Origin of the sequence: Actinomycetospora soli, assembly GCF_021026295.1 — a bacterium.
Classification (GTDB): Bacteria; Actinomycetota; Actinomycetes; order Mycobacteriales; family Pseudonocardiaceae; genus Actinomycetospora; species Actinomycetospora soli.
Window position 1 is genome coordinate 175,259 of sequence record NZ_JAJNDA010000008.1, and the last position, 21,559, is coordinate 196,817.

Consider the following 21,559-nt stretch of genomic DNA (forward strand, 5'->3'; position numbering starts at 1 on the left):
TCAGTCCGGGATCCGGTGCGGCACGAACGCCGCGCCGTTGTCGGTGACGAGGCCCGTCGACTCGCGGATGCCCATCCCGGCCGCCTCGTCGCCGACGATCCACGCCCCGAGCACGGGCCGGTAGCCGTCGAACTCGGGCAGCGGGTCGAACAGCTGGTAGACGAAGCCCTCCTCGCCGTACACCCCGCCGGTCTCGACGACGGGCTCCCCGGCGCCGGCGACGATCTGCACGTTCGCGCCCTCGCGGCCGAGCAGCGGCTTGCGGACGTACTCGGTGAGGAAGCCGGGGTCGCCCAGCGAGGCCGGGAGCAGGTTCGGGTGCCCCGGGTACATCTCCCACAGCACGGCGAGCAGCGCCTTGTTCGACAGCAGCGTCTTCCACAACGGCTCGACCCACTGGGTCTCCGGGAGGCTGCGGGTGACGTGCTTGCCGAAGTCGTCGCCGAGGATCCACTCCCAGGGGTAGAGCTTGCAGACGCAGCTCATCGGGGCCTCCTCGAGGTCGACGAACCGGTCCAGCGCGGAGTCCCAGCCGATCTGCTCGATCGCCAGGCCCACGGTGTCCAGCCCGGCCTCGGCGGCCGTCTCCTGGAGGTAGGCGGTGGTGACGTGGTCCTCGCCGGTGGTCTCGGCCTGCGACCAGCAGAAGTGCACGTCGCCGCGCGGGAGGTTCTCCGCGATGGCACCCCACTGCGCCACCAGCTTCTCGTGCAGGGAGTTCCACTGGTCCTGGTCGCCGTAGACGTCCTTGAGCCAGTACCACTGGCAGATCGACGCCTCGAGCAGCGAGGTCGGGGTGTCGGCGTTGTACTCGAGCAGCTTCGCCGGCCCGGACCCGTCGTAGCGCAGGTCGAAGCGCCCGTACAGGTGCGGGTCGTGCCGCTTCCAGGAGTCGGCCACCTGGTCCCAGCACCACTCGGGCAGCGCGAAGTCGCGGAACCGCCCGGTCGTCACGACGTGGTCGACCGCCTCGAGACACATCGAGTGCAGCAGCTCGACGTCGGCCTCGAGGGAGAGGATCTCGGCCATGTCGAAGACGTAGTGCACGGACTCGTCCCAGTAGGGGCGGGTGCCGTTCGACGACGTGGCCGGCGTCCCGAAGACGAGCCCCTGCTCCTCGATCTTCTGGCGCCAGTCCGGGCGGGGGGTGGAGCGTTCGCGTCGCACGCGGGAGAGCCTCTCAGCTGCCCGAGCTGGAGCCGCCGGAGGAGCTGCCCGACGAGCCGCGGCTGCCCGACCCGCTGGTGCCCGACGACGTGCCGCCCACGCCGAGCCCGCCGCGGCTCACGGTGCCGCTGCTGCCGTTGGAGGTGCCGACGCTGCCGCCGGAGCTCCCGCGCAGCGTGGTGCCGCTGGCCGGCGGGTTGGTCGTCCCGCCCCGGGCGACCGTCCCCACGGGGGCGTTCGACCCGTAGTTGTAGTGGTACTGGTTGCCGAAGCCGCCGAGGAAGATCGGGACGAAGGCGCCGCTGGAGTTGTAGTAGCCGCCCTGCTGGACGCCGGTGGAGCACTGGCTGTCGTCGACCACGACGCCGTTCTGGTCCACGCACTGCGCGGTGGTCTCGTCGTCGCCGCTCGAGGCGGCGTAGGCGATGGCCACGATCGCGACGATCCCGACGGCGACCCCGCCGCCGATGAGGATCCGCTTGCGCACCTTGGACTTGCGCTGCTCGGCGGCGGCCGCCGCCTCCTCCTGGGCCCGGCGGCGCCGCTCGGCCTCCCGGCGGGCGCGCTGCTCGGCCACGGTGGGCTCGCGCGGCGTCGTCGTCTCCGGGTCCTGGTAGCGGATCCCGCCCCGGCGCTTCTCCGGCTCGGGCGTGGGCGACACGAGCGTGCCCTCCGGCCCGGTGCCGCCCGGCTCGGCGGCCTCGCCGCTGCGGACGGCCTGCCACTCGGCGGCCTCGCGCCGCGCGGTGTCGGGGGCGTCCGGCGTCCCCGACGCAGTGGGGGTGGAGGACGCGGCCGGCGTGCCCTCCGGCGGCGTCGGGGCGTCATCCGCCCGGTGCGCGCCGCCCGGCTGGTCGGTCATGTCCCTCCGCCCCCGCTCATGTCGCCAGTCCATCACACCACCGGGCTCGTCGTCCCCCCGTCAAGGAGACGAACCGGGCACGCGGCATGATGGCAGCACCATGCTCGTACGGGAACGCCCGTCCTCCGGCCGAGGGGACGACTCAGGTACCGACCGTGACGACCACGCCGGTCGGCGGCTCATCGCGCGCCGCGGCGTCGTCGGTGTGCTCGTCGGCGCGCTGGTGATGCTGCTCGCCGCGTCCGCCCTGGCGGCCACCGGCTCGAGCCTCGGGTTCCTCGGGCTTGCCTCGAACGAGGGCGGCTCGCCGGGCATCCTCGGCGGATCCAGCACCGGCCCCTCGTCCGACCGCGCGGAGCTGCCGTCGACACCCGGCACCTGCCTGACGTGGACGACCGCCGACGGCTCGGACGTCTCCCAGGTGCCGTGCGACCAGTCGCACCTGTTCGAGACGGCGGGTCCGGTCCAGGCCCCGCTGCCCGACGGCGCCCCGTTCCCGGCCGACGCCGCGTGGCAGCAGCTGGTGGCCTCGCAGTGCGGTCCGCTCGTGCAGGGCTACCTCGGGAAGGCCCTCGACCCGACCGGCCGCTACAAGGTCGGCGCGCTCAAGCCCACCCAGGCGGCGTGGGAGGACGGCGACCGCACGGTCCGCTGCGGCCTGCAGGCCCCCGGCCGCTCCGGGGCGCTGTTCGCCTCGACCGGCAAGGTCGCCGACGCCGACCAGGCCGTGGTGTTCGCGCCCGGCACCTGCCTCGGCCTCGCGGGCAAGGAGGTGTCCGACCCGGTGTCCTCGTGCGCGCGGACGCACGCCGCGGAGGTCGCGGGGACCGTCGACCTCGGCGCCAAGTTCCCGAACGGCCTGCCCTCGGTGGACGACCAGGACAACTACCTGCAGCCCGAGTGCACGAAGGTCGCGCAGGACGCGGTCGGGGCGCAGAAGCTGACCGACTCGAAGCTCACCGTGTACTGGACGAACGTCAACCAGGCCTCGTGGGACGCCGGGACCCGACGCGTCAGCTGCAACATGGGTTCGCTGCTCGCCGACAACTCCGGGTTCGCCCCGCTCACCGGGGCGGTCAAGGACGGCGTGACGATCGGTGGGGCCGCGCCGGCCAGTGCCGACCCGCTGCCGCCCGCCGGCGCCCCCGCCGAGGCGCCAACCACGTCCGCGCCGGCCGCCCCCAGCGCCGAGCCCGTCGACCCCGCCGCCCCGGCTCAGCCGACGCAGCAGCCGGGTCTGCAGCTGCCGGTGCCCCTGCCCGGGATCGGCCAGCAGTCCCCGGCGCCCGCTCCGGCCAACTGAGCGTGGACGGGGTCGCCCCGGAGCGTTTCGAGGAGCTCGTCGGGGAGGCCCTCGACGTGCTCCCGCCGGAGCTGCTGCGGGCGATGGACAACGTCGTCGTGCTCGTCGAGGCCCGACACCCGGACGAGCCCGACCTGCTCGGCCTCTACGAGGGCGTCGCCCTGACCGAGCGGACCAGCGACTACGGCGGCGTCCTGCCCGACCGCATCACGCTCTACCGCGACGCCCTGGTCGACCTGTGCGCCGACGAGGACGAGCTGCGCGACGAGGTGGCGATCACCGTGGTGCACGAGATCGCCCACCACTTCGGGATCGACGAGGAGACCCTGCACCGGTACGGCTGGGGCTGACCGGGCTGGACGGGCCGCCGTCGAGCGGGCACCGTGGCCGCCCATGGCGGACCTGATCGCGGAGTTCCTGCAGGCCGTGGACGGCGCCGGCGACCGGGTCATCCCGGAGTCGGCCCTGGCGGGCGGGGTCGCGGAGGAGCAGCAGGCCCAGTTCGACGCGTTCCTGGCCCAGCTCGAGGCGGCCGGGCTGATCGAGGACGTGAGCCCCGAGGAGGTCGGGCGTCGCTTCGTGCACGTCGCCGTCACGGACGCCGGGCGGAAGTACGTCGCCGACCAGGGGGCGTAGCCGCCCGAGATCTCATCGCGCCGCGCGATCTGATCGCTGAGCGATCACATCGCGCGGCTCGTCCGGATCTTGCCGCCGGCGGGGTGCCCGCCCTCAGCCGCCCGTCGCGTCGCGGCTGGAGGCCAACCCGCCCGGGGCCTCGCGGCGCCACGCCAGCAGGCGCCACCCGCCGTCGGGAAGGCCCTCGAACTCGAGGCGGCCGCAGTTGTCGAGGTGGTCGTCCCCGTCCGGGAGGAGGTCGTCGGCGCCCGCGAGCGCGTGTCCCACGAGACGGAGCACCGCGCCGTGGCTGACCAGCACCGTCGTGCCGTCGGGGTGGCGGCGGCGCAGGTCCTCGACGGCGGGCAGGTAGCGGTCGAGGACGTCCTGGGCGGACTCCCCGCCCGGCATGCGCGCGGTGAGGTCGCCCGCGCGCCAGGCGTCGTAGACGTCACGGAAGACGGCGACCGAGTCGTCGTCGGAGTGGCCCTCGAGGTCGCCGACCTGCACCTCGTGCACCCCGTCGACCGTCCCGACCGGCATCCCGAGCACGGTCCCGACGACGCCGGCAGTCTCCTGCGCGCGGCGCGCCCGCGAGCCGTACAGGGCGGTGACGCCGAGCGAGGACAGCTCCTTGCCGAGCGCCTCGGCCTGCAGCCGGCCGAGATCGGTCAGCCCGGGGCCGGGCAGCACGGTGTCGAGGATCCTCCCGACGTTGGCGGGGGTCTGTCCGTGACGGGCGAGCACCAGGGTCGGCACGGTCTCCACGTCTACCCGACGGCGGGCCCCGCAGCCGTGCGGGATGGCAGGGATCCCACCGCCCGCAGGGCGCGCAACCAGTCCTCAGCGGCCGCGTAGTCCGCCGGCCCCTGCCCGGGGACCGTCGCGGCGACCGGCGGGGACGGGGCCGTCGACCCCTCCGGGACGGTCGCCCGCGGGTAGGACCCGAGGAAGCGCAGGTCGGTGCAGCGGCGGTGCAGCGCCGCCAGGGCCTCGCCCATCGCGGCCTCGGCCACGTGGCCGGCCCCGTCGAGGAAGAACCAGTACGTGCCCAGCCGCGCCTTGGAGGGTCGCGACTCGATCCGGGTGAGGTCGACGCCGCGGATGGCGAACTCGGTGAGGATCGCGAGCAGGGCACCCGGCTCGTTGACCGTGGTGGCGGCGATCGACGTGCGGTCCGCCCCGGTCGGCGCGGGCAGGGCGCCGTCGGCGCGGCCGACGACCACGAAGCGGGTCACGGCGTCGCCGGTGTCGTGCACGCCGTCGGCGAGCACCTCGAGCCCGTAGTGGCGCGCGGCGACCGGCGCGCACACCGCGGCGTCGACCTGACCGTCGGCCACCGCCGCCGCGGCCGCCGCCGTCGACGGCGTCATCCGCACCTCGGCGCGGGGCAGGTGCGTCGCGAGCCAGCGGCGGGTCTGGGCCTCGCCGTGCGGGTGGGACGCGACGGTGGCGACGTCGGCGACGGTCGTCCCCGGCCGCACCAGGACCCCGAACCGCACCGGCAGCAGGATCTCCCGGACCACGACGACGGGCGGGGTCTCCACCAGGCCGTCCATCGTCGCGGGCACGGCACCCTCGACCGAGCTCTCGATCGGCACGCACGCGAGGTCCGCGTCGCCCGCCCGCAGCGCGTCGAGGGCGGCGGTGGTGCTGGCGGCCGGGGTCGTCGTCGCGCCCGGGAAGTCGTCGAGGACCGTGCCCAGCGCCTGCTCGCAGAACGTGCCGTGCGGACCGAGGAACGCGATGCGCACTAGACGAGCCCGAGCCGCGCCATCTCGGCGCCCTGGTCGGCGGGCGCGGTGGACCCGAACGACGACAGGTGCGCCCGGACCCGCGCGGCGGTGGGCTCGTCGACGGCCGCAGCCTCCCGGGCGAGCGCCTCCGCGTCGGTGGTCTCGAGTGCCTGCCGGACCTCCGCGACGAGTTCGTCGGTGACCTCGCCGTCGGCGGGGGCCGCACGCAGCGCCCGGGTGACGGCGACCAGCAGGTTGAGCCACCCGTGGTGGTCGAAGCCGGTGTCGGGGTCGACGTGGCGGGCGGCGGACTGCAGCCCGATGCTCGCGGTGAAGGAGCGCCCGGAGGCGGCGACGACCGCGAGGAAGCGCGACACGTCGGTGACGCCCGGGAAGACGCCCGCCCGGTCGCCGCCGCAGCGCAGCTTGGGCCGGCAGCCGTGGCCGACCACCCGTTTCACGCCGTCGATCCAGTCCTGCGAGCCGTCCGCGTCGGGGCGGCGCGGTTCGACGACCGCCACGACCTCGTCCGGCACGAACTCGGTGACCCGCTCCAGCCACACCGAGTCGACGTCGTGCGGCGCGGGCATCTCGACGGTGCCCGTGGTCAGCAGCGCCGCCCGCGAGGACGTCAGCGACAGCGCCTTCGGCACCCCGCCGAGGCCGGTGTCGACCGACAGCGCGACCGGCAGCGGCGCGGAGGGGCGGCGCCGCACCAGTTCGGCGACGAACTCCTGCAGCCGCGACACCGGGACGACCAGTGCCCCGAGCAGACCGCCGTGCTCCCCGGCCCGGGCCTCGAGGTGCGCACCGACGACGTCGGCCATCTCGCGACGTGGACCCGGCGAGACGAGCACCGCGTCGTCGAGGATGCGCGCGAGGAGCGTGGGCACACCGTCGACCGGTGCCCCACCGGCCTGGGGGACGGTGGACACGAGGGCACGGTAGCGGGCCACCGGGCGGGTGCGGTCCACCGGGCGTCGACCTTGCCCTCACACCCCTGGCTTCCGTTAGGCTCACCTAAGTTCGTCGACCGTGAGGAGCCCGCCGTGGCCAGGAGCTGCCCGCCCCAGCCCGCCGTCCCGAGTCCGGCCGAGCGCGCCCGGGCCACGGCCGAGCGCGCGTCGTCCGCAGCCCTGATCACCGGGTCGCCCACCGGCAACGAGATCGACCGGGTGGTCCCCACGCTGCACCACGTGCCCGCCTCGGGAGCGGCGACGCTGCAGGTCCCGGCCGACCACCCGCTGGTCGCGGCCACGCGCGCGGCCGAGTACCTGCCCGTGATGATGGAGCTCTCCGACACCGCGCCGGTCGCGGTGCGCCAGCCGGTCCGGGGGCTGGTCTGGGTCTGCGGCCGGGTGCGGGTGCTGCCCGCCCGGGTGGCCCGCCGCGCGGCGCTGCGGATCGCGGCCGACCGCCCCGACGAGCGCCTGCTCGACGTCGGGCACTCCGACGTCCTGCTGCGCCTCGACCCGGCGTCGGTGGTGCTCAGCGACGCCGAGGGCACCGGCACACTCACGCCGGCCGAGATGGCGGCCGCCCCGGTCGACCCCTTCACCGGGTGCGGCGACGCCTGGCTCGCCCACCTGGCCGGGGCGCACGGCTCGCTGGTCGCGGGGCTGGCCCGGCACCTGCCCGCCGCCCTGCGCCGCCCGGAGCACACACTGGTGCCGCTCGCCGTCGACCGGCTGGGGCTGCGCCTGCGGGTCGAGACCGCGCACGGCGACCACGACGTCCGGCTCGGTTTCTCCCGCCCGGTCGCCTGCCCGCGGGTGCTGGGCGCGGAGGTCCGTCGGCTCGCGGGCCTGCCGGACCCGTCCGGCGTCAGCCCGACGACGCGCGCAGCGGAGCGGTGACCTTCCGCTCGGCGACGAACGACACGAACGGGATCGTCCCGGCGAGCGCCACCAGCAGCAGCTTCCCCACCGGCCAGCGGGCCTTCACGCCCAGGTCGGCGGTCAGAGCCAGGTAGCCCATGTAGAGGAAGCCGTGGATCGGTCCGACGATCGCGACGAGCAGCGGCTGGTCGGCGAGGTACTTCAGCGGCATCGCGACGAGCACCAGCACGAGCAGGCCGACGCCGACCACGTAGGCGCCCACGCGGTAGCGCCGCATGGCGGCGACGACCTTCTCGGTGAGGGCATCGGTCGGTGCGGTCACGGGGTGGGCTCCTCGTCCCTGGGGCGGTTCAGGTCCGCCAGCATCGCGTTGTAGTCGTCGGTGGCCCGGACGCGGGTCGGCCGGCCCGCCCCGTCGCCCGGCTCGACACCCCGGGGGCGGGGGGTGAAGGGACTGTCCTCCGGCGCGAGCGCCTCGGGCTCCGGGGCCGGGGACGACCCGGCGTCGGGGACGTCGCGCCGGATCTCGGTGAGGTACCGGGCCTCCGAGCGCAGCATCCGCCACCAGAGCGCCGCGAAGAACACCCCGAACAGCGGCCACTGCAGCGCGTACCCGGCGTTGAGCAGCGTGCCCGTGGCCGACTCGGCGCGGATCAGCTGCCAGTAGGCCATGCCCCCGCACACCACGACGGCGCAGAGCGCGAGCACGGTCCAGCCCACCCACCGGGGTGTCGCGAGCACTCGCAGGACCTGCACCCCACCGAGGTTACCGACGCCGCGCCCGGCGGCGGCGGGCCTACCGTGATCACCGATGAACAGCTGGTTGTCCCCGGCCCGGCCGGACGTCGAGGTCGTGACCGGCCGCGAGCGACGGCTCCTGGTCACCGAGATCCTCGTCGTGGCCACCGTGACCCTCGGGCTCTCCGGGCTGCGCTCGCTCATCTCGCTGCTCGACTCGCTCGCCGCGACCGCGCCCCTGTCCCAACGCCAGGTCGCGATCGACGAGCCGCTCGCGACCGACGCCTGGGTCGACCTCGCCGCCCAGCTCGCCTCCTCGCTGCAGCTGATCGCGTGGGGCGGGCTCGGGCTCTACCTCCTGCTGCGCGCCGGGTCCGGGCCGCGCGGGGTGGGACTGGACGGTCGCCGGCCCTGGCGCGACCTGCGCGCCGCCTGCGGCCTGGCCGCCCTCATCGGCATCCCGGGGCTCGGGTTCTACCTGCTCACCCGCGCGATCGGGATCAACCTGACCGTGGTGCCGTCGGTCCTCGACGACCACTGGTGGCGCGTCCCGGTGCTGCTGGTGTCGGCCTTCGCGAACTCGTGGGCCGAGGAGGTGCTGGTCGTCGGCTGGCTGCTCTCCGCGCTGCGCCGGCTCGGACTCACCGAGAACCGCTCGCTGCTCGTCGCCGCCGTCCTGCGCGGGTCGTACCACCTCTACCAGGGCTTCGGCGGCGGTCTCGGCAACCTCGTCATGGGCCTGGTGTTCGGGCGCTACTGGCAGCGCACGGGCCGGCTCTGGCCACTGGTCGTGGCGCACACGCTGATCGACGTCGTCGCGTTCGTGGGTTCGGCGCTGCTCGCCGGGAAGGTGTCCTTCCTGCCGGGGCGCTGAGGCGGTCCTAGGGTCGTCGCCCATGGCCCCGCGCGTGGACACCGAGGTCGGCCCGCTGCGGACGGTGGTGCTCCACCGCCCGGGCCCCGAGCTGCAGCGGCTGACGCCGCGCAACGCCGACCGGCTGCTCTTCGACGGCATCCCCTGGGTCGAGCGGGCGCAGCTCGAGCACGACCGCTTCGCCGACACCCTGCGGGCCCGCGGGGTCGAGGTGCTGCTGCTCGCGGACCTGCTCACGGAGGCCCTGCACGACGCCGGGTCGCGGGACGCGGGCATCGTCGCGGCGGTCGACGAGCGCGTGCTCGGCCGGGAGCTCGGCGCGGCGGTGCGGGAGCAGATGGCCGGGCTGGCCCCGGCCGACCTCGCCGAGGCCCTCATCGGCGGGCTCACCTTCCGCGAGCTCGGCGACGGCGGGCACTCGCTGGTGCGCCGGATGCACGGTCCCGACGAGTTCGCCGTCGACCCGCTGCCCAACCTCATGTTCACCCGCGACTCGTCGATGCGGGTGGGCGACCGGGTGGTGGCCGCGGTGATGGGGATGCCCGCGCGACGCCGGGAGGCCTCGCTGGTGGCGCTCGCGCACGCCGGTCGGCCGGCCCTCGGCGGCGTCACCCACACCGCGCCGCGGGACACCTCGCCGGTGGAGGGCGGCGACGTGCTGCTGCTGGCGCCCGGCGTGCTCGCGATCGGGGTCGGGGAGCGCACGAGCCCCGCGGGGGCCGAGTCGTTCGCCCGGGCGATGTTCGCCGACGGGCTGGCCCACACCGTGCTCGCGGTCCCGATCACCCAGCGGCGGGCGACCATGCACCTCGACACGGTCGCGACGATGGTCGACGTGGACGCGATGGTGGTGTTCCCGGAGGTCCTCGACGCGCTGGAGGCGTGGACGATGCGGCCGGGCACGCCCGACCTGTCGATCACCGGCCCCGAGCCGTTCCGTCCCGCCGCGGCCCGGGCCATGGGGATCGACGAGCTCCGCGCGGTGGACACCGGGCCCGCCGGGGTCGCCGCCGAGCGCGAGCAGTGGGACGACGGCAACAACACCCTCGCCCTCGCGCCCGGCCTCGTCGTCGCCTACGAGCGCAACACCACGACCAACGCCCGGCTGCGCGACGCAGGCGTCGAGGTCGTGACGATCGAGGGGTTCGAGCTGGGCTCGGGACGGGGCGGACCGCGCTGCCTGTCCTGCCCCTGGGACCGCGAGGTCCCCTGATCGTGTCGGCGCGCCCTCGTTCGGCGCAGCCAGACGTGCGTCCGGCCACAGACGACCGCGCCCCACTGCACCGGTACGGACGCCGCCCTAGCGTCCGTTCCGTGCTGAAGAAGCGCCCGGTCGGCCGAACCTCGGCGAACCCTCTGCGACGACTGTCCGGCGAACGCTGGGAGGCCATGGAGCCGACCTGGCGGGACGCGAAGCCGGGCATCATCCACGCCGCGCTGGAGCGGGCGCAGGCGCGGCCGTCGGGCAACTGGTACGTCGTCGGCGCCTCGCGCGAGGTCCGCGCCGGCTCGCCGACCGGGGTCACCGTGGCGGGCGTCGAGCTCGTCGTGTGGCGGGCCCCCGACGGCGGGGTGCACGCCGGCCCGGGCGCGTGCCCGCACCTCGGCGCGGACATGTCGACCGCGCAGCAGTCGGGCTGCGAGCTCATCTGCCGCTGGCACGGCCTCGCCCTCGGCCCCTCCGGGCGCGCCGGGTGGCGCACGCTGCCCGCCCACGACGACGGGGTGCTGGTCTGGGTCCGGCTCGACGCCGTCGGCGGCGAGGCACCCACCGCCGCGCCGATCCTGCCGGTGCGTCCGCCGCACGCGGACAGCCTCGTCGCCGTCGCGACCATGGTCGGCACCTGCGAGCCCGACGACGTCGTCGCCAACCGCCTCGACCCCTGGCACGGCGCCTGGTTCCACCCGCACTCGTTCGCCGACCTGCGCGTCGACTCCGCGCCCGGGCGCACCGCGTCCGAGGCGGAGGACCACTTCGACCTGCACGTGGCCTTCCGGCTCACCCGCAACTGGGGCGTGCCGGTCGAGGCCCGCTTCACCTGCCCCGACCCGCGCACGGTCGTCATGCACATCACCCGCGGCGAGGGGGCGGGCAGCGTCGTCGAGACCCACGCGACCCCGCTCGCCCCGCACCCCGACGGCCGGGCCCGCACGCAGGTGACGGAGGCCGTCGTCGCCCACTCGGAGCGCCCCGGGTTCGTGCACGCGACGAAGGCGCAGCGCCTCGTCCGTCCGCTCATGGAGTTCGCGGCGAAGCGCCTGTGGGTCGACGACATCGAGTACGCCGAGCGCACCTACGAGGTGCGCCGGCGGCGCCTGCTCGGGTCCTGAGCCTCCGCGGCGGGTGTCAGCGGTGGCACACGGCTGACGTCCGACGTCGGCGGCGCGCCACGCTCAGGCGGGGCGGCGGCCCAGGATGGTGTGCACGATGCCCTTCTGCCAGCCGTCGACCGGCTCGACCCGGACGTCGTCGAGACCCGCGTCGCGCAGCCGCCCGGTGAGCCGGGCGAGGCCGTCGAAGTGCAGCACCGACCGCCAGAGGTAGCGGTAGAGCGATGCGTCGCCGGTGACCCGCCACCCGAGCGGGATGATGATCGCCCAGCACACGGCGGTCCACGTCGCCCGCGAGCGGGCCGAGTCGGCCACCGAGTACTCGTGCACCGCGAGCGGGGCGCCCGGCGCGAGCAGCCCGTGCAGGTCCTTCACCCCGGCCGTCACGTCGGGCAGGTTGCGCAGCAGGTACGCCGCGAGGATGCCGTCGAACGGACCCTCGACGCCGTGCGCGGCCAGCTCCTCGGCCCGCGAGTGCACGAACCGCACGGTGCTCGGCCACGACTTGGAGCGCGCCTGCGCGAGCATCTCGGCCGACGCGTCGGCGGCGACGATCTCGGCCCGCGGGTAGGTCTCCACCAGCGCCTGGGTCGACAGCCCGGTCCCGCACCCGACGTCGAGCAGCCGCAGCCCGGCTCCGTCGTCGGGCAGGGCCAGCCGCCGCGCCGAGAGCCGCAGGTGGTCGAGGTAGCCCGGGTTGGCGCCGACCAACCGGTCGTAGGAGGTGGCGTCCTGGTCGAACGCCGCCGGCACCTGGGCGGCCTCACGGGCGCGGTCGAAGGTCACGGTCGGCCATCCTGCCGTGCGGCCCCGCCGGGGGCATGTCCGGCACCGGTGACCGACCGGCCGCGGGGCCGCTCCGCACGAACCTGAGAGGGGTATCGACGAACGGCGCAGCGATCATGCCCGTCGTCGCCGGATCCCGGTCGATCGGCGCCGTCGGGCGGGCGGGCCTCTCAGACTCGCGGGTCACGGCGGGGTCACGGACCTACCTTCTCCGGCCGTGCGTAGACGGATGACGACGATCGCGTGGAGCGGCGTGCTCCTCGCGATGACAGCGGTGCCGTTCGTGCTCTCGGCCTGGCGCGGGCACTCGACCGCGCCGGGGACGATGCTCTCGGTCGGGCTGGGCGTGCTCGGCCTCGGCGCGCTGGTCGTGGTCGTCCTGGTGCCCAGCCGGATCCGCACGCTGACCCGCGCGTTCGGCGTGGACCGGGTGATGGGCCTGCACCGGTGGCTCGGCGTGCTCGCGCTCGCCGCCGTCGTGCTGCACGCCGTCGTCGCGCTGTGGAACCACCCCGCGCTCGTCAACCCGCTCACCGCGCGGGACACCGCGAAGGTCGGCTGGGGCTCCCTGGTGTCGCTGCTGCTGGTCGGCGGGGTCGCGGCGGGCGGACGGCGGCCGGGCGCCCGCTACGAGGTGTGGGCCCGGCTCCACGTCGCCCTCGCCGCGGCCGGGCTCGTCCTCGCCGCCCTGCACGTGGTCTGGCTGAACCACCTCGTGGCCGACCCCGTCATGCGGGTCTGTCTCCTGGTCCTCGCCGCCGCGCTGCTGCTCGTCCTCTCCCACCGCTGGGTGTGGCGCCCGCTGTTCTCCCGCCAGGGCGCCTTCGTCGTCTACGGCGTGCGACGCGAGGGGCCGAGCGTCGCGACCCTCGTGCTCGCGCCCGTCCACCTGCGTCGGGGCGGGCTGCACTTCGAGCCCGGCCAGTTCGTCTGGCTGCGCCTGCGCCGCGCCGTGGTGGGCACCGAGGAGCACCCGTTCACCATCGCCTCCAGCGCGAACGTGACCGGCCGGCTCGAGCTGACGGTGCGCGACCAGGGCGACTTCTCGCACCGCGTGGCCGCGCTGCGCCAGGGCGAGAAGGTGTGGCTGGACGGCCCGCACGGGTCGTTCACCGCCGTCGAGCACGGCGGGCGGGCCGGGCTCGTCCTCGTCGCCGGCGGGGTCGGCATCACCCCGATGATGAGCATGCTGCGCACCCTCGCCGAGCGCGGTGACCCCCGCCGCCACCGCCTGGTCCTCGCCGAGCGCGGCTCCGAGCCGCTGTTCGCCGACGAGCTCGCCGTGCTCACCCGTCGCCTGGACCTGCAGATCACCCGCACCGCGGGTCGCCGGATCGACCTCGCGTTCCTCGCGGAGGTGCTGCCGCCCGCCCCGGAGCGCGACCACCTGGACTACTTCGTCTGCGGACCCGCCTCCCTGGCCACCGGCACCCTCGCCGCCCTCGAACAGCTCGCGGTCCCCGCCTCGCGGGTCCACTGCGAGCAGTTCGGGTGGTCGGGGCCGCTGCCCACCTCCACCACGACCTCCGGGATGGCCGCCCCGGTCGGTCCTGCCCGTCCCGGACGTGGCGCGGATCCGGTCGTCGTCGCGCCTGAACGAGGGTCGGGCGTACGCCGCTCCCGACGCGGCGGGCGACACGCATCGCTCTGACCGGCAGGACGGCATGGTGGACGCCATAACTCCCGGAGGTAAGGCCGCCCTACACTCGCCGGATGGAAGAGCCGTCCTCCTCGAGGTTCCACGACCTCCTGCGCGACCAGATCCGCCACGAGTTCACGGCGTCGCAGCAGTACACCGCGGTCGCGGTCTACTGCGACGACGAGGACCTCCCGCAGCTGGCGGCGCACTTCTACGCGCAGGCGCTGGAGGAGCGCAACCACGCCATGGGCATGGTGCAGTACCTGCTCGACAACGACGTCCACGTCCGGATCCCGGGCATCGACGAGGTGCGCAACGACTTCAAGTCCGTCGAGGACGTCGTGGAGCTCGTGCTGGAGCAGGAGCGGCGGGTCACCGACCAGATCACGCTGCTCGCCCGCACCGCCCGCGACCAGGGCGACTACCTCGGCGAGCAGTTCATGCAGTGGTACCTCAAGGAGCAGGTCGAGGAGGTCGCCTCCATGACGACGCTCCTGCGCATCGTGCGCCGCGCCGGCGAGAACCTCTTCCACGTCGAGGACTTCGTCGCCCGCGAGATGCCGTCGGACGCGGGCACCGACCCCACCGCGCCGCCCTCGGCCGGCGGGATCGCCACCCTCGGCGGGGGCGCCTGACCCGCGCCGGTCGACCCTCAGCCCGCGTCGACGGTCGCGCGCGGCACCACGTAGCTGCGGCCGGAGGCGCGCAGCACCGGCGCGAGCAGCTCGGTGAGGTGCGCCGTGACCCGGATCGTCAGCCAGGCGACCACCGCGGCGACGACGTCGCTCCAGAAGTGCAGGACGACGCCGTCGGCCAACGCCTGCGTGCTGTCGGCGAAGCCCTGCACCACCGTCACGAGCCCGAGCACCACGCCGACCACCCAGGCCGCCCACCAGGCGAGGACCGGCCGCGACGGGAACGGCCGGACGTCGGCGGGGCGGCCCGACGCGGCGTGCTCGATCTCCGCGAGGGTCGCCCCCGGCACCGTCAGCGTGAGCGGCGGCAGGACGCACCCGACGAGCAGCATGCGGGCGGAACGCCAGGGCCGCGTGCCCGACGCCTCCGCCGCGATCTCCCGGGCCCGCAGCAGCCAGCGGAGGAACACGACGCCGGTGGCCAGCGCGGCCGCCGGTGCGAGCAGACCGAACAGTCCGACGATCGCGTCGGACCAGCCGAGCAGCACGCCGGACAGGGCCCGGTCCCGGCTCACGAGCAGCAGGACGTAGCGGAGGGCCTCGCCGAGGGCCGCGACGCCGCAGAGCAGGGCGGTGGTGACGGCGAGCCGGCGCAGCAGGTCCGCGGTGGCGCGCAGCGCGTCGTCCGGCGCGGGCGGGGGCGGCGGGGCGAGGGGGCCGTCCGGGTCGCCGGGCTCGGGCCGGGCCGCCCACGGCCAGAGGCTCCACCGCGGGATCGACCGGTAGCGGGGCGGGCCGGCGTAGGGCGCCCGCCGCGGGGCCGACGTGCGGGGCCGGGTGGCCTCGGGGGTCGTCGCGACCCACCGGACCCCGCCGAGGACGCGGCCGCAGTGCACGCAGAACCGCCCGGACCCGCCGGGGGGCTGCTCGCGGCCGCACCGCGGACAGGTCACGGGCTCAGACCACCTGGGCGGGGCCGGGCCCGTCGGCGACCACCGGACGCCCGGCGGCCTCCCACGCGAGCATCCCGCCGGTCACGTTGACCGCCTCCCGCCCCTGCCCGCGCAGGTAGGCCGTGACCTGGGCCGACCGGCCGCCGACGCGGCAGACCACCGCGAGCGGGCCGTCGGGCACCTGGTCGAGCCGCTCCAGGAAGGCCGACATCGGGACGTGCACCGCCTCCGGCGCGTGGCCGGCGGCCCACTCGTCGTCCTCGCGGACGTCGAGCAGCGTGGCGCCCGCGGGCACCTCGGACACCGTCACGGCCGGGACGTTCATGGTCTCCATTGTGCGCTCCGCGCCTGTGAGCACTTTCGGCGGCCATAGCCGCCGAAAGTGCTCACAGGCGAAGCACCTAGTGCGAGACGGCCGTGTTCGACGAGCCCGCCCCGGTCATGGAGCGGACCTCCATCTCGGCGGCCTTGCGGTCGTGCTCCGCCTGGTCGGCCGCGGTGCCCTTGTTCGCGCCGACGTAGGTGCCGACGACACCCAGCAGGAACGAGAGCGGGATCGACACGATGCCGGGGTTGGACAGCGGGAACAGCGCGAAGTCCGCCCCCTCCCCGAAGATCGAGGTCGCCGACCCGGACACCACCGGCGAGAAGATGATCAGCACGACGCAGGACACGAGCCCGCCGTAGATCGAGAACATCGCCCCGGTCGTGTTGAACTTCTTCCAGAACAGCGAGTAGAGCAGCGTCGGCAGGTTCGCCGAGGCGGCCACCGCGAACGCGAGCGCGACGAGGAACGCCACGTTCTGCCCGTTGGCGAGGATGCCGCCGATCACCGCCACGAACCCGACGACGAGGGCGGTCCGCCGCGCGACCCGGACCTCGGAGCCCGGTTCCGGCTTGCCCTCCTTGATCACCGACGCGTACACGTCGTGCGCGAACGAGGCCGCCGAGGTGATCGTCAGGCCGGCGACCACCGCGAGGATCGTCGCGAACGCGATCGCCGAGACGACCCCCAGCAGGATCGTGCCGCCGAGCTCGAAGGCCAGCAGCGGGGCCGCGTCGTTGACGTTCTTCGACGACAGCAGGTTGGCCGGCACGATCGCCGCGGCGCCGTACCCGATCACCAGGGTGAACAGGTAGAAGATGCCGATGATCCAGATGGCCCAGTTCACCGAGCGGCGGGCCTCCTTGGCCGTGGGCACGGTGTAGAAGCGCATCAGCACGTGCGGCAGACCCGCGGTGCCGAGGACGAGCGCCACCGCGAGCGACAGGAAGTCGATCCGGCTGGTGATCGTCTTGCCGTACTGGTTGCCGGCGTTGAGCAGGTTCGTCGGGGAGCCCTCGTTCGCGGCGCCGAGCAGCGCGGAGAGGTTGAAGCCGTAGAGGCCCAGCACCCAGACCGTCATCACCGCGGCGCCGATGACCAGCAGCGTCGCCTTGATGATCTGCACCCACGTGGTGCCGCGCATGCCGCCGTAGAGGACGTACACGATCATGACGAGGCCGACGAGGGCGATGACGATCGACTGGCCGTCGAAGATCGTGCCCGGCGTGTTCGGGATGCCGAGCAGCAGCGAGATGAGGCCGCCGGCGCCCGCCATCTGCGCGAGCAGGTAGAAGAACGAGACCACCAGGGTCGACACGGCGGCCGCGGCCCGCACCGGACGCTGCTTCATCCGGAACGCGAGGACGTCGCCGAGGGTGAAGCGGCCGACGTTGCGCAGGAGCTCGGCGACCAGCAGCAGCGCGGTGAGCCACGCGACGAGGAAGCCGATCGAGTACAGGAAGCCGTCGTAGCCGTTCACCGCGATCGCGCCCGCGATCCCGAGGAACGAGGCCGCGGAGAGGTAGTCGCCGGAGATCGCGAAGCCGTTCTGCGGGCCGGTGAAGGAACTCCCGGCCGCGTAGTAGTCCGAGGCCGTCGTCGCCGACCGGCTCACCCGGTAGACGATGAAGAGGGTGACGACGACGAACGCCAGGAAGATCCCGATGTTCAGGTACGGGTTGCCGAGCTGGGAGGCCCCGCCCTGGGCGAGCAGTCCGGTCGTCACAGCTTCCCCTCCACCGTCTCGCGCAGCGCCTCGGCCTGCGGGTCGATGTTCTTCTCGGCGAACTTCGCGTACGCCACGGCGATCACGAAGGTGGACACGAACTGCAGGAGGCCGAGCAGGAGGCCGACCGTGAAGTTGCTCCCGCCCAGGCGGGTGTTCACGACGCCGGGCGCGAAGTCGGCCAGCAGCACGTACACCAGGAACCAGGCCAGGAACAGGCCGCTCATCAGGAAGATGTAGCGACGCCACCGGTTGCGGAGCGCCTTGAACTCCGGGCTCCGCTGCATCTCTTCGTAGGGGGTGGGAGCACCGAGCGGGTCGGAACCCCTCGAGCTCTCCTCGGTCGCGCTCATGCGTGTCACCCTTCGGGCAGTCGGTCCGCCGCGTGCCGGAATTCCAACGGACGAACCCTAGTGGGCGTCACTCCGGCGCAGGTGGTCCTTTCGTGTGGCGAAAGGCGTTACGTACTGTATGCCGCGTGTGAAGCGAGTGGGTGATCTTAGCGACCCACACGCATCTCGCCGAGCCCGAGGCGCTCAGGAGCGTGCAGGCGCAACAGCGTCCGGCCCACCTGGGCCGGGATCCGGGAGGCCGTGGCGCGGCTGACCGCCACCATCGTGATCGCCGCGGCGGGCACCGACACGGCGGCCGGCTGCGCGAGCAGGATGCCGACGACCCCGTCGAGCCGGACGCCGGCCAGGGTGGTGATCGCGGCCGCCAGCGAGAGCGTGCCGCCCACCGCGATGCCGGCGATGGCACCGCGGTCGGTGAGGCCGCGCCACCAGATGCCGAGCAGCAGCAGCGGCGCGAAGGTCGAGGCGGCCACGGCGAGCGCGAGGGTCACCGCGTGGGCGAACTCGAGCCGGGCGAACACGAGCGCGCCGACGATGGGGACCACCCCCGCGACGTGCGCGGCGATCCGGAAGTCGCCGAGACGGCCGGGCAGGACGTCGCTGGAGAGCACGCCGGCCACCGAGAGCAGCAGCCCCGCCGACACCGACAGCAGGGTCGCCGCGATCCCGGCCGCGACGAGTCCGCCGATCGCGGCGCCGATCCACCCGCCGACGGTGAGCGAGGGCAGCAGCAGCACCACGGCGTCGCCCTCGCCCGCGGTGAGCAGTTGGGGTGCGACGGAGCGGGAGAGCGCGCCCAGCACGATCGGCACGATGCTGAAGAAGCCGAGCAGGCCGATCACCAGCACCGTCGTGCGCCGGGCCGCCCGTCCGTCGGGGTTGGTGTAGTAGCGGACCAGCACGTGCGGCAGACCCGCCGTCCCGAGACAGGTCGCGAGCAGCAGCGAGTACACCCAGAGCGGATCGCGCTGACCGTCGCCGAACGGGGTGTCCCAGGCCCGGTTGTCGGTGACCGCCTCGCCGACCACCGGCATGCGGGCCCCGGCGGGGAACACCAGCGTCGTGTCGCGCGGGATCTCCTGCGTCCCGGGCCCCCAGGTGACCGTCGTCGGGTCGCCGCCGTCGGGCTGCACCTCGACGGTCACCGGCTCGACCACGGTGAGCTCGACCGCGTCGTGGATCTCGACCGTGGTCGGGCGGTCGAAGGCGACCACCCCGCCCCGGTCGGGTGCCGCGGTGAGACCCGTCCCGAGGAACCAGGCGACGAGCACGATCGCCGGGACGACCAGCGCCACGCCCTTGAGCCAGAAGCCGAACGCCTGCACGAGCGTCATCGAGCGCATGCCGCCGAAGGTGACCGCCGCCGTGACCACGAGGCCGACCGCGAGCACGCCCACCCAGCCGGGCGCCCCGGTGACGACCATCAGCACGAGCCCGGCGGCCTGCAGCTGCGGGACCAGGTAGAGCCAGCCGATCACGACCACGACGAGCGTGGTCAGGCTGCGCAGCGTCGTGGAGTCGAGCCGGGTCTCGGCGAAGTCGGGCACCGTGTACGCCCCGGAGCGGCGCAGCGGGGCGGCGACGAAGAGCAGGAGCACGCCGAACCCGGCGACGAAGCCGACCGGGTACCAGAGGCCGTCGACGCCGTGCGAGAGCACGATCCCGGCGATGCCGAGGAACGAGGCGACCGAGAGCGACTGCCCGGCGATCGCGGCGGCGTTCGCGCGGCTGCGCACCGTCCGCGACGCCGCGAGGAAGTCGTCGGTGGAGCGGGTGACGCGGACCCCGAGCGACCCGATCGCGATGACCGCGACCGCGGCGAGCCCGAACAGGACGACGGCGACGACGGAGTCCGACCCGGACATGCTGGCTCAGTCCTCGACGTCGTCGGCGAAGTCGAGCTCGTTGCGCTCGGCGGTCCGGGTGTAGAGCCATCCCAGCAGGAGCAGGAACGGGAACGCGAGCACGCCGAGCAGCACCCACGGCAGCGAGACGCCGAACACGACGGTCCCGGCCACCCCGGGCATCGTCAGGAAGACGATCGGGAGCACGCCGAGGACGATGACGGCGACCACGGCGAGCCGGACGGCGAGCATGAGCTGGGACCGCATGAGGTTGGACAGGAGCAGCTCACCGGTGGCGGTCTGCTGCTCGATCTCGGCGACGGTGCCGACGGCGCGGGTGGGCGAGCGGCGTTCGGCCAGCACGATCCGCTGCCGGGCGGGCGGCGTCGCGTTCGGGGTGTCCGGGCCGGCCGGGGAGCCGTAGAGCGACTTCTTGTCGTCGAAGCGCACCACCTCCGACGCGGTGACCCCGGAGGCGGGGAACGTGGAGGCGAGCGGGAGCCCGCGCACCGGGGTCGGGTCGATCTCGACGTCCGGCGGCGCCGCGGGCGTGGGCGGCCCGGCGGGGGGCCGCTGGTGGAGGGGCGTCACCGCGGCGGCGTCGGCGGACGCCGCGTCCTCGTGGGGCGCGGCGTGGCGCGGTCGGTAGTCCGGCGGCGGGGTGTGGCCGGTGTGCTCGGACTCGGGCCGGGCGTGCCGACCGACGCGACGGGCGACGCCGGGCGGCACCGGTCCGGGTGCGGGTCGGGGCGGTGCCGTCGCCGACATCGCCGCGCGGGCGCGCATGCGCGCGATCGCCGGGACCTCCTGCGGCCCGGACTCGTCGGCGCTGCGGGCGGCGGGCATCCCGCCGTACCCCGGGTGTCCGGCGGCGGGCTCCTCCGGAGGCACCGCGGTGTCCGGCGGGCCGGTCGGGTCGGGGTCGTCGCCCCCGGCCCGGGTCCGCCCGTCGGTGGCGGTCACCGCCGGCCCCACGCCTGTTTCGTCGAGCGGACGAGACGGTCCTTGAGCTCACGGGTGTGGCGGCGGCTCACCGGGAGCTCGGCCACCTCGCCCGGCTGGTTGCCGTTGCCGAGCCGCACGACGTAGCCCGACCCCGCCAGCCGCAGCTCGGTGATCAGCGGCAGCGCGACGAGGTACGAGCGGTGGATGCGCACGAACCCGGCGTCGGACCACCGCTCCTCGAGCACCGAGAGCGGGATGCGCACCAGGTGGCTGCCCTCGGTGGTGTGCAGGCGGGCGTAGTCGCCCTGGGCCTCGACCCAGCGCACGGTGGAGCGCTGCACCAGCTTCGTGGTGCCGGCGAGCTCGACCGGGATCACCTCGTCGTCGCCCTCCTCCTCGACGGCGGGCTCGACGGGGACCGTCGTGCCGCGCGAGGCGAGGATGCGCGTGAGCGAGGCGTAGAGCCGCTCCGGGCGCAGGGGCTTGAGCAGGTAGTCCACGGCGCCGACGTCGAAGGCCTCGACCGCACGGTCGTCGTGCGCGGTCACGAACACGACCGACGGCGGGATGACGTAGCGCGAGAGGACCTGCGCGAGCTCCAGGCCGTCGAGCCCCGGCATCCGGATGTCGAGGAAGAGCACGTCGACGTCGGACTGCTTCGCGGGCGAGGCCAAGCCCTGCGGCGGCGTGCCGAAGCCGCCCAGGTTGACCTGGTCGCCACCGGTGAGGATGCGCAGCGCCGAGATGGAGTCGTTCGCCTTCAGCACGGTCGAGACGCGCTGATCCTGCTCGAGCAGGTAGGCCAGCTCCATGAGAGCGGGTTCCTCGTCGTCGACCGCGAGGACGACGAGGCCGTCGTTGTCGTTGGTAGTCACTGTCGCGCCATCCT

Annotated in this window: 24 protein-coding genes; 9 read left to right on the forward strand and 15 right to left on the reverse strand. The window is 74.5% G+C overall.

From position 1 onward, the window contains the following. Positions 1-1,167: a glutathionylspermidine synthase family protein gene (locus tag LN037_RS15235; RefSeq protein ID WP_230754046.1), complete on the reverse strand. Its 1,167-nt coding sequence runs from the start codon at positions 1,165-1,167 to the stop codon at positions 1-3. A 13-nt stretch (positions 1,168-1,180) separates the two neighbouring features. Further along, positions 1,181-2,029 carry a hypothetical protein gene (locus LN037_RS15240; protein WP_230754047.1) on the reverse strand — a complete coding sequence of 283 codons (849 nt, stop codon included), beginning with the start codon at positions 2,027-2,029 and terminating at the stop codon, positions 1,181-1,183. Between the two features lie 100 nt (positions 2,030-2,129). Here LN037_RS15240 and LN037_RS15245 point away from each other — a divergent pair, with 100 nt between their 5' ends. The 3 genes from LN037_RS15245 to LN037_RS15255 are packed head-to-tail and all read left to right on the forward strand — an operon-like array spanning position 2,130 to position 3,968. Further along, complete coding sequence (locus LN037_RS15245) at positions 2,130-3,332, forward strand: septum formation family protein (protein WP_230754049.1); 1,203 nt, start codon at positions 2,130-2,132, stop codon at positions 3,330-3,332. 2 nt (positions 3,333-3,334) lie between these two features. After that, on the forward strand, positions 3,335-3,682 hold the full coding sequence (locus tag LN037_RS15250; RefSeq protein WP_372460460.1) for a metallopeptidase family protein: 348 nt from the start codon (positions 3,335-3,337) through the stop codon (positions 3,680-3,682). Positions 3,683-3,725: 43 nt separating this feature from the next. Next, positions 3,726-3,968: a helix-turn-helix domain-containing protein gene (locus LN037_RS15255; RefSeq protein WP_230754050.1), complete on the forward strand. Its 243-nt coding sequence runs from the start codon at positions 3,726-3,728 to the stop codon at positions 3,966-3,968. Between the two features lie 93 nt (positions 3,969-4,061). On the opposite strand, the gene LN037_RS15260 is transcribed toward LN037_RS15255, so the two are convergent. The 3 genes from LN037_RS15260 to LN037_RS15270 are packed head-to-tail and all read right to left on the reverse strand — an operon-like array spanning position 4,062 to position 6,618. After that, on the reverse strand, positions 4,062-4,706 hold the full coding sequence (locus LN037_RS15260) for a histidine phosphatase family protein (RefSeq protein ID WP_230754051.1): 645 nt from the start codon (positions 4,704-4,706) through the stop codon (positions 4,062-4,064). Positions 4,707-4,717: 11 nt separating this feature from the next. Then, entirely contained in the window at positions 4,718-5,701 is a 984-nt protein-coding gene (gene pheA / locus LN037_RS15265) for a prephenate dehydratase (RefSeq protein ID WP_230754052.1), read from the reverse strand. Continuing rightward, positions 5,701-6,618: a hypothetical protein gene (locus LN037_RS15270; protein WP_308286151.1), complete on the reverse strand. Its 918-nt coding sequence runs from the start codon at positions 6,616-6,618 to the stop codon at positions 5,701-5,703. Before LN037_RS15270 ends, pheA begins: the two co-directional genes overlap by 1 nt. Positions 6,619-6,732: 114 nt before the next feature. On the opposite strand from LN037_RS15270, the gene LN037_RS15275 reads away from it, so the two are divergent. Next, the gene (locus LN037_RS15275) at positions 6,733-7,539 is read left to right on the forward strand and encodes a DUF2470 domain-containing protein (RefSeq protein ID WP_230754053.1); all 807 of its coding nucleotides are present in this window, start codon (positions 6,733-6,735) and stop codon (positions 7,537-7,539) included. Here the strand turns inward: LN037_RS15275 and LN037_RS15280 are convergent. Together LN037_RS15280 and LN037_RS15285 are read right to left on the reverse strand one after the other, a co-directional pair. Continuing rightward, on the reverse strand, positions 7,508-7,843 hold the full coding sequence (locus tag LN037_RS15280; RefSeq protein WP_230754054.1) for a DUF3817 domain-containing protein: 336 nt from the start codon (positions 7,841-7,843) through the stop codon (positions 7,508-7,510). The genes LN037_RS15275 and LN037_RS15280 overlap by 32 nt on opposite strands. Continuing rightward, positions 7,840-8,277: a hypothetical protein gene (locus tag LN037_RS15285; RefSeq protein ID WP_230754055.1), complete on the reverse strand. Its 438-nt coding sequence runs from the start codon at positions 8,275-8,277 to the stop codon at positions 7,840-7,842. The genes LN037_RS15280 and LN037_RS15285 overlap by 4 nt, the downstream gene beginning before the upstream one ends. A 55-nt stretch (positions 8,278-8,332) precedes the next feature. Between LN037_RS15285 and LN037_RS15290 the strand changes: the two genes are divergently transcribed. From LN037_RS15290 to LN037_RS15300, 3 genes are all read left to right on the forward strand, one after another. Beyond that, a complete protein-coding gene (locus LN037_RS15290; protein WP_230754056.1) occupies positions 8,333-9,133 on the forward strand; it encodes a CPBP family intramembrane glutamic endopeptidase in 801 nt (266 codons plus the stop codon). 22 nt (positions 9,134-9,155) lie between these two features. Then, positions 9,156-10,346 carry an arginine deiminase gene (locus LN037_RS15295; protein ID WP_230754057.1) on the forward strand — a complete coding sequence of 397 codons (1,191 nt, stop codon included), beginning with the start codon at positions 9,156-9,158 and terminating at the stop codon, positions 10,344-10,346. A gap of 104 nt (positions 10,347-10,450) precedes the next feature. Then, positions 10,451-11,464 carry a Rieske (2Fe-2S) protein gene (locus tag LN037_RS15300; protein WP_372460463.1) on the forward strand — a complete coding sequence of 338 codons (1,014 nt, stop codon included), beginning with the start codon at positions 10,451-10,453 and terminating at the stop codon, positions 11,462-11,464. 63 nt (positions 11,465-11,527) lie between these two features. Here the strand turns inward: LN037_RS15300 and LN037_RS15305 are convergent, their stop codons facing one another. After that, the gene (locus tag LN037_RS15305; RefSeq protein WP_230754058.1) at positions 11,528-12,250 is read right to left on the reverse strand and encodes a class I SAM-dependent methyltransferase; all 723 of its coding nucleotides are present in this window, start codon (positions 12,248-12,250) and stop codon (positions 11,528-11,530) included. A 217-nt stretch (positions 12,251-12,467) separates the two neighbouring features. Between LN037_RS15305 and LN037_RS15310 the strand changes: the two genes are divergently transcribed. Together LN037_RS15310 and LN037_RS15315 are read left to right on the forward strand one after the other, a co-directional pair. After that, positions 12,468-13,901 carry a ferric reductase-like transmembrane domain-containing protein gene (locus tag LN037_RS15310; protein WP_230754059.1) on the forward strand — a complete coding sequence of 478 codons (1,434 nt, stop codon included), beginning with the start codon at positions 12,468-12,470 and terminating at the stop codon, positions 13,899-13,901. 62 nt (positions 13,902-13,963) lie between these two features. After that, on the forward strand, positions 13,964-14,524 hold the full coding sequence (locus LN037_RS15315) for a ferritin (RefSeq protein ID WP_230754060.1): 561 nt from the start codon (positions 13,964-13,966) through the stop codon (positions 14,522-14,524). Positions 14,525-14,541: 17 nt separating this feature from the next. Here LN037_RS15315 and LN037_RS33645 read toward each other — a convergent pair whose 3' ends face one another. From LN037_RS33645 to LN037_RS15350, 7 genes are all read right to left on the reverse strand, one after another. Further along, positions 14,542-15,477, reverse strand: coding sequence for a DUF4328 domain-containing protein (locus LN037_RS33645; protein WP_230754061.1), 936 nt, complete (start codon positions 15,475-15,477; stop codon positions 14,542-14,544). 4 nt (positions 15,478-15,481) lie between these two features. Further along, a complete protein-coding gene (locus LN037_RS15325) occupies positions 15,482-15,802 on the reverse strand; it encodes a rhodanese-like domain-containing protein (RefSeq protein ID WP_230754062.1) in 321 nt (106 codons plus the stop codon). Between the two features lie 76 nt (positions 15,803-15,878). Continuing rightward, entirely contained in the window at positions 15,879-17,528 is a 1,650-nt protein-coding gene (locus LN037_RS15330; RefSeq protein ID WP_230754063.1) for a monocarboxylic acid transporter, read from the reverse strand. Further along, positions 17,525-17,881 (reverse strand): DUF485 domain-containing protein, encoded by a 357-nt coding sequence (locus tag LN037_RS15335; RefSeq protein ID WP_230754064.1) that lies wholly within the window; start codon positions 17,879-17,881, stop codon positions 17,525-17,527. The genes LN037_RS15330 and LN037_RS15335 overlap by 4 nt, the downstream gene beginning before the upstream one ends. 146 nt (positions 17,882-18,027) lie before the next feature. After that, positions 18,028-19,746, reverse strand: a complete 1,719-nt coding sequence (locus LN037_RS15340) for a sodium/solute symporter (RefSeq protein WP_230754065.1) — start codon at positions 19,744-19,746, stop codon at positions 18,028-18,030. Positions 19,747-19,752: 6 nt separating this feature from the next. Next, complete coding sequence (locus LN037_RS15345; RefSeq protein ID WP_230754066.1) at positions 19,753-20,688, reverse strand: DUF485 domain-containing protein; 936 nt, start codon at positions 20,686-20,688, stop codon at positions 19,753-19,755. Then, complete coding sequence (locus tag LN037_RS15350; protein WP_230754067.1) at positions 20,685-21,545, reverse strand: LytR/AlgR family response regulator transcription factor; 861 nt, start codon at positions 21,543-21,545, stop codon at positions 20,685-20,687. Before LN037_RS15350 ends, LN037_RS15345 begins: the two co-directional genes overlap by 4 nt. Positions 21,546-21,559: the final 14 nt, after the last annotated feature.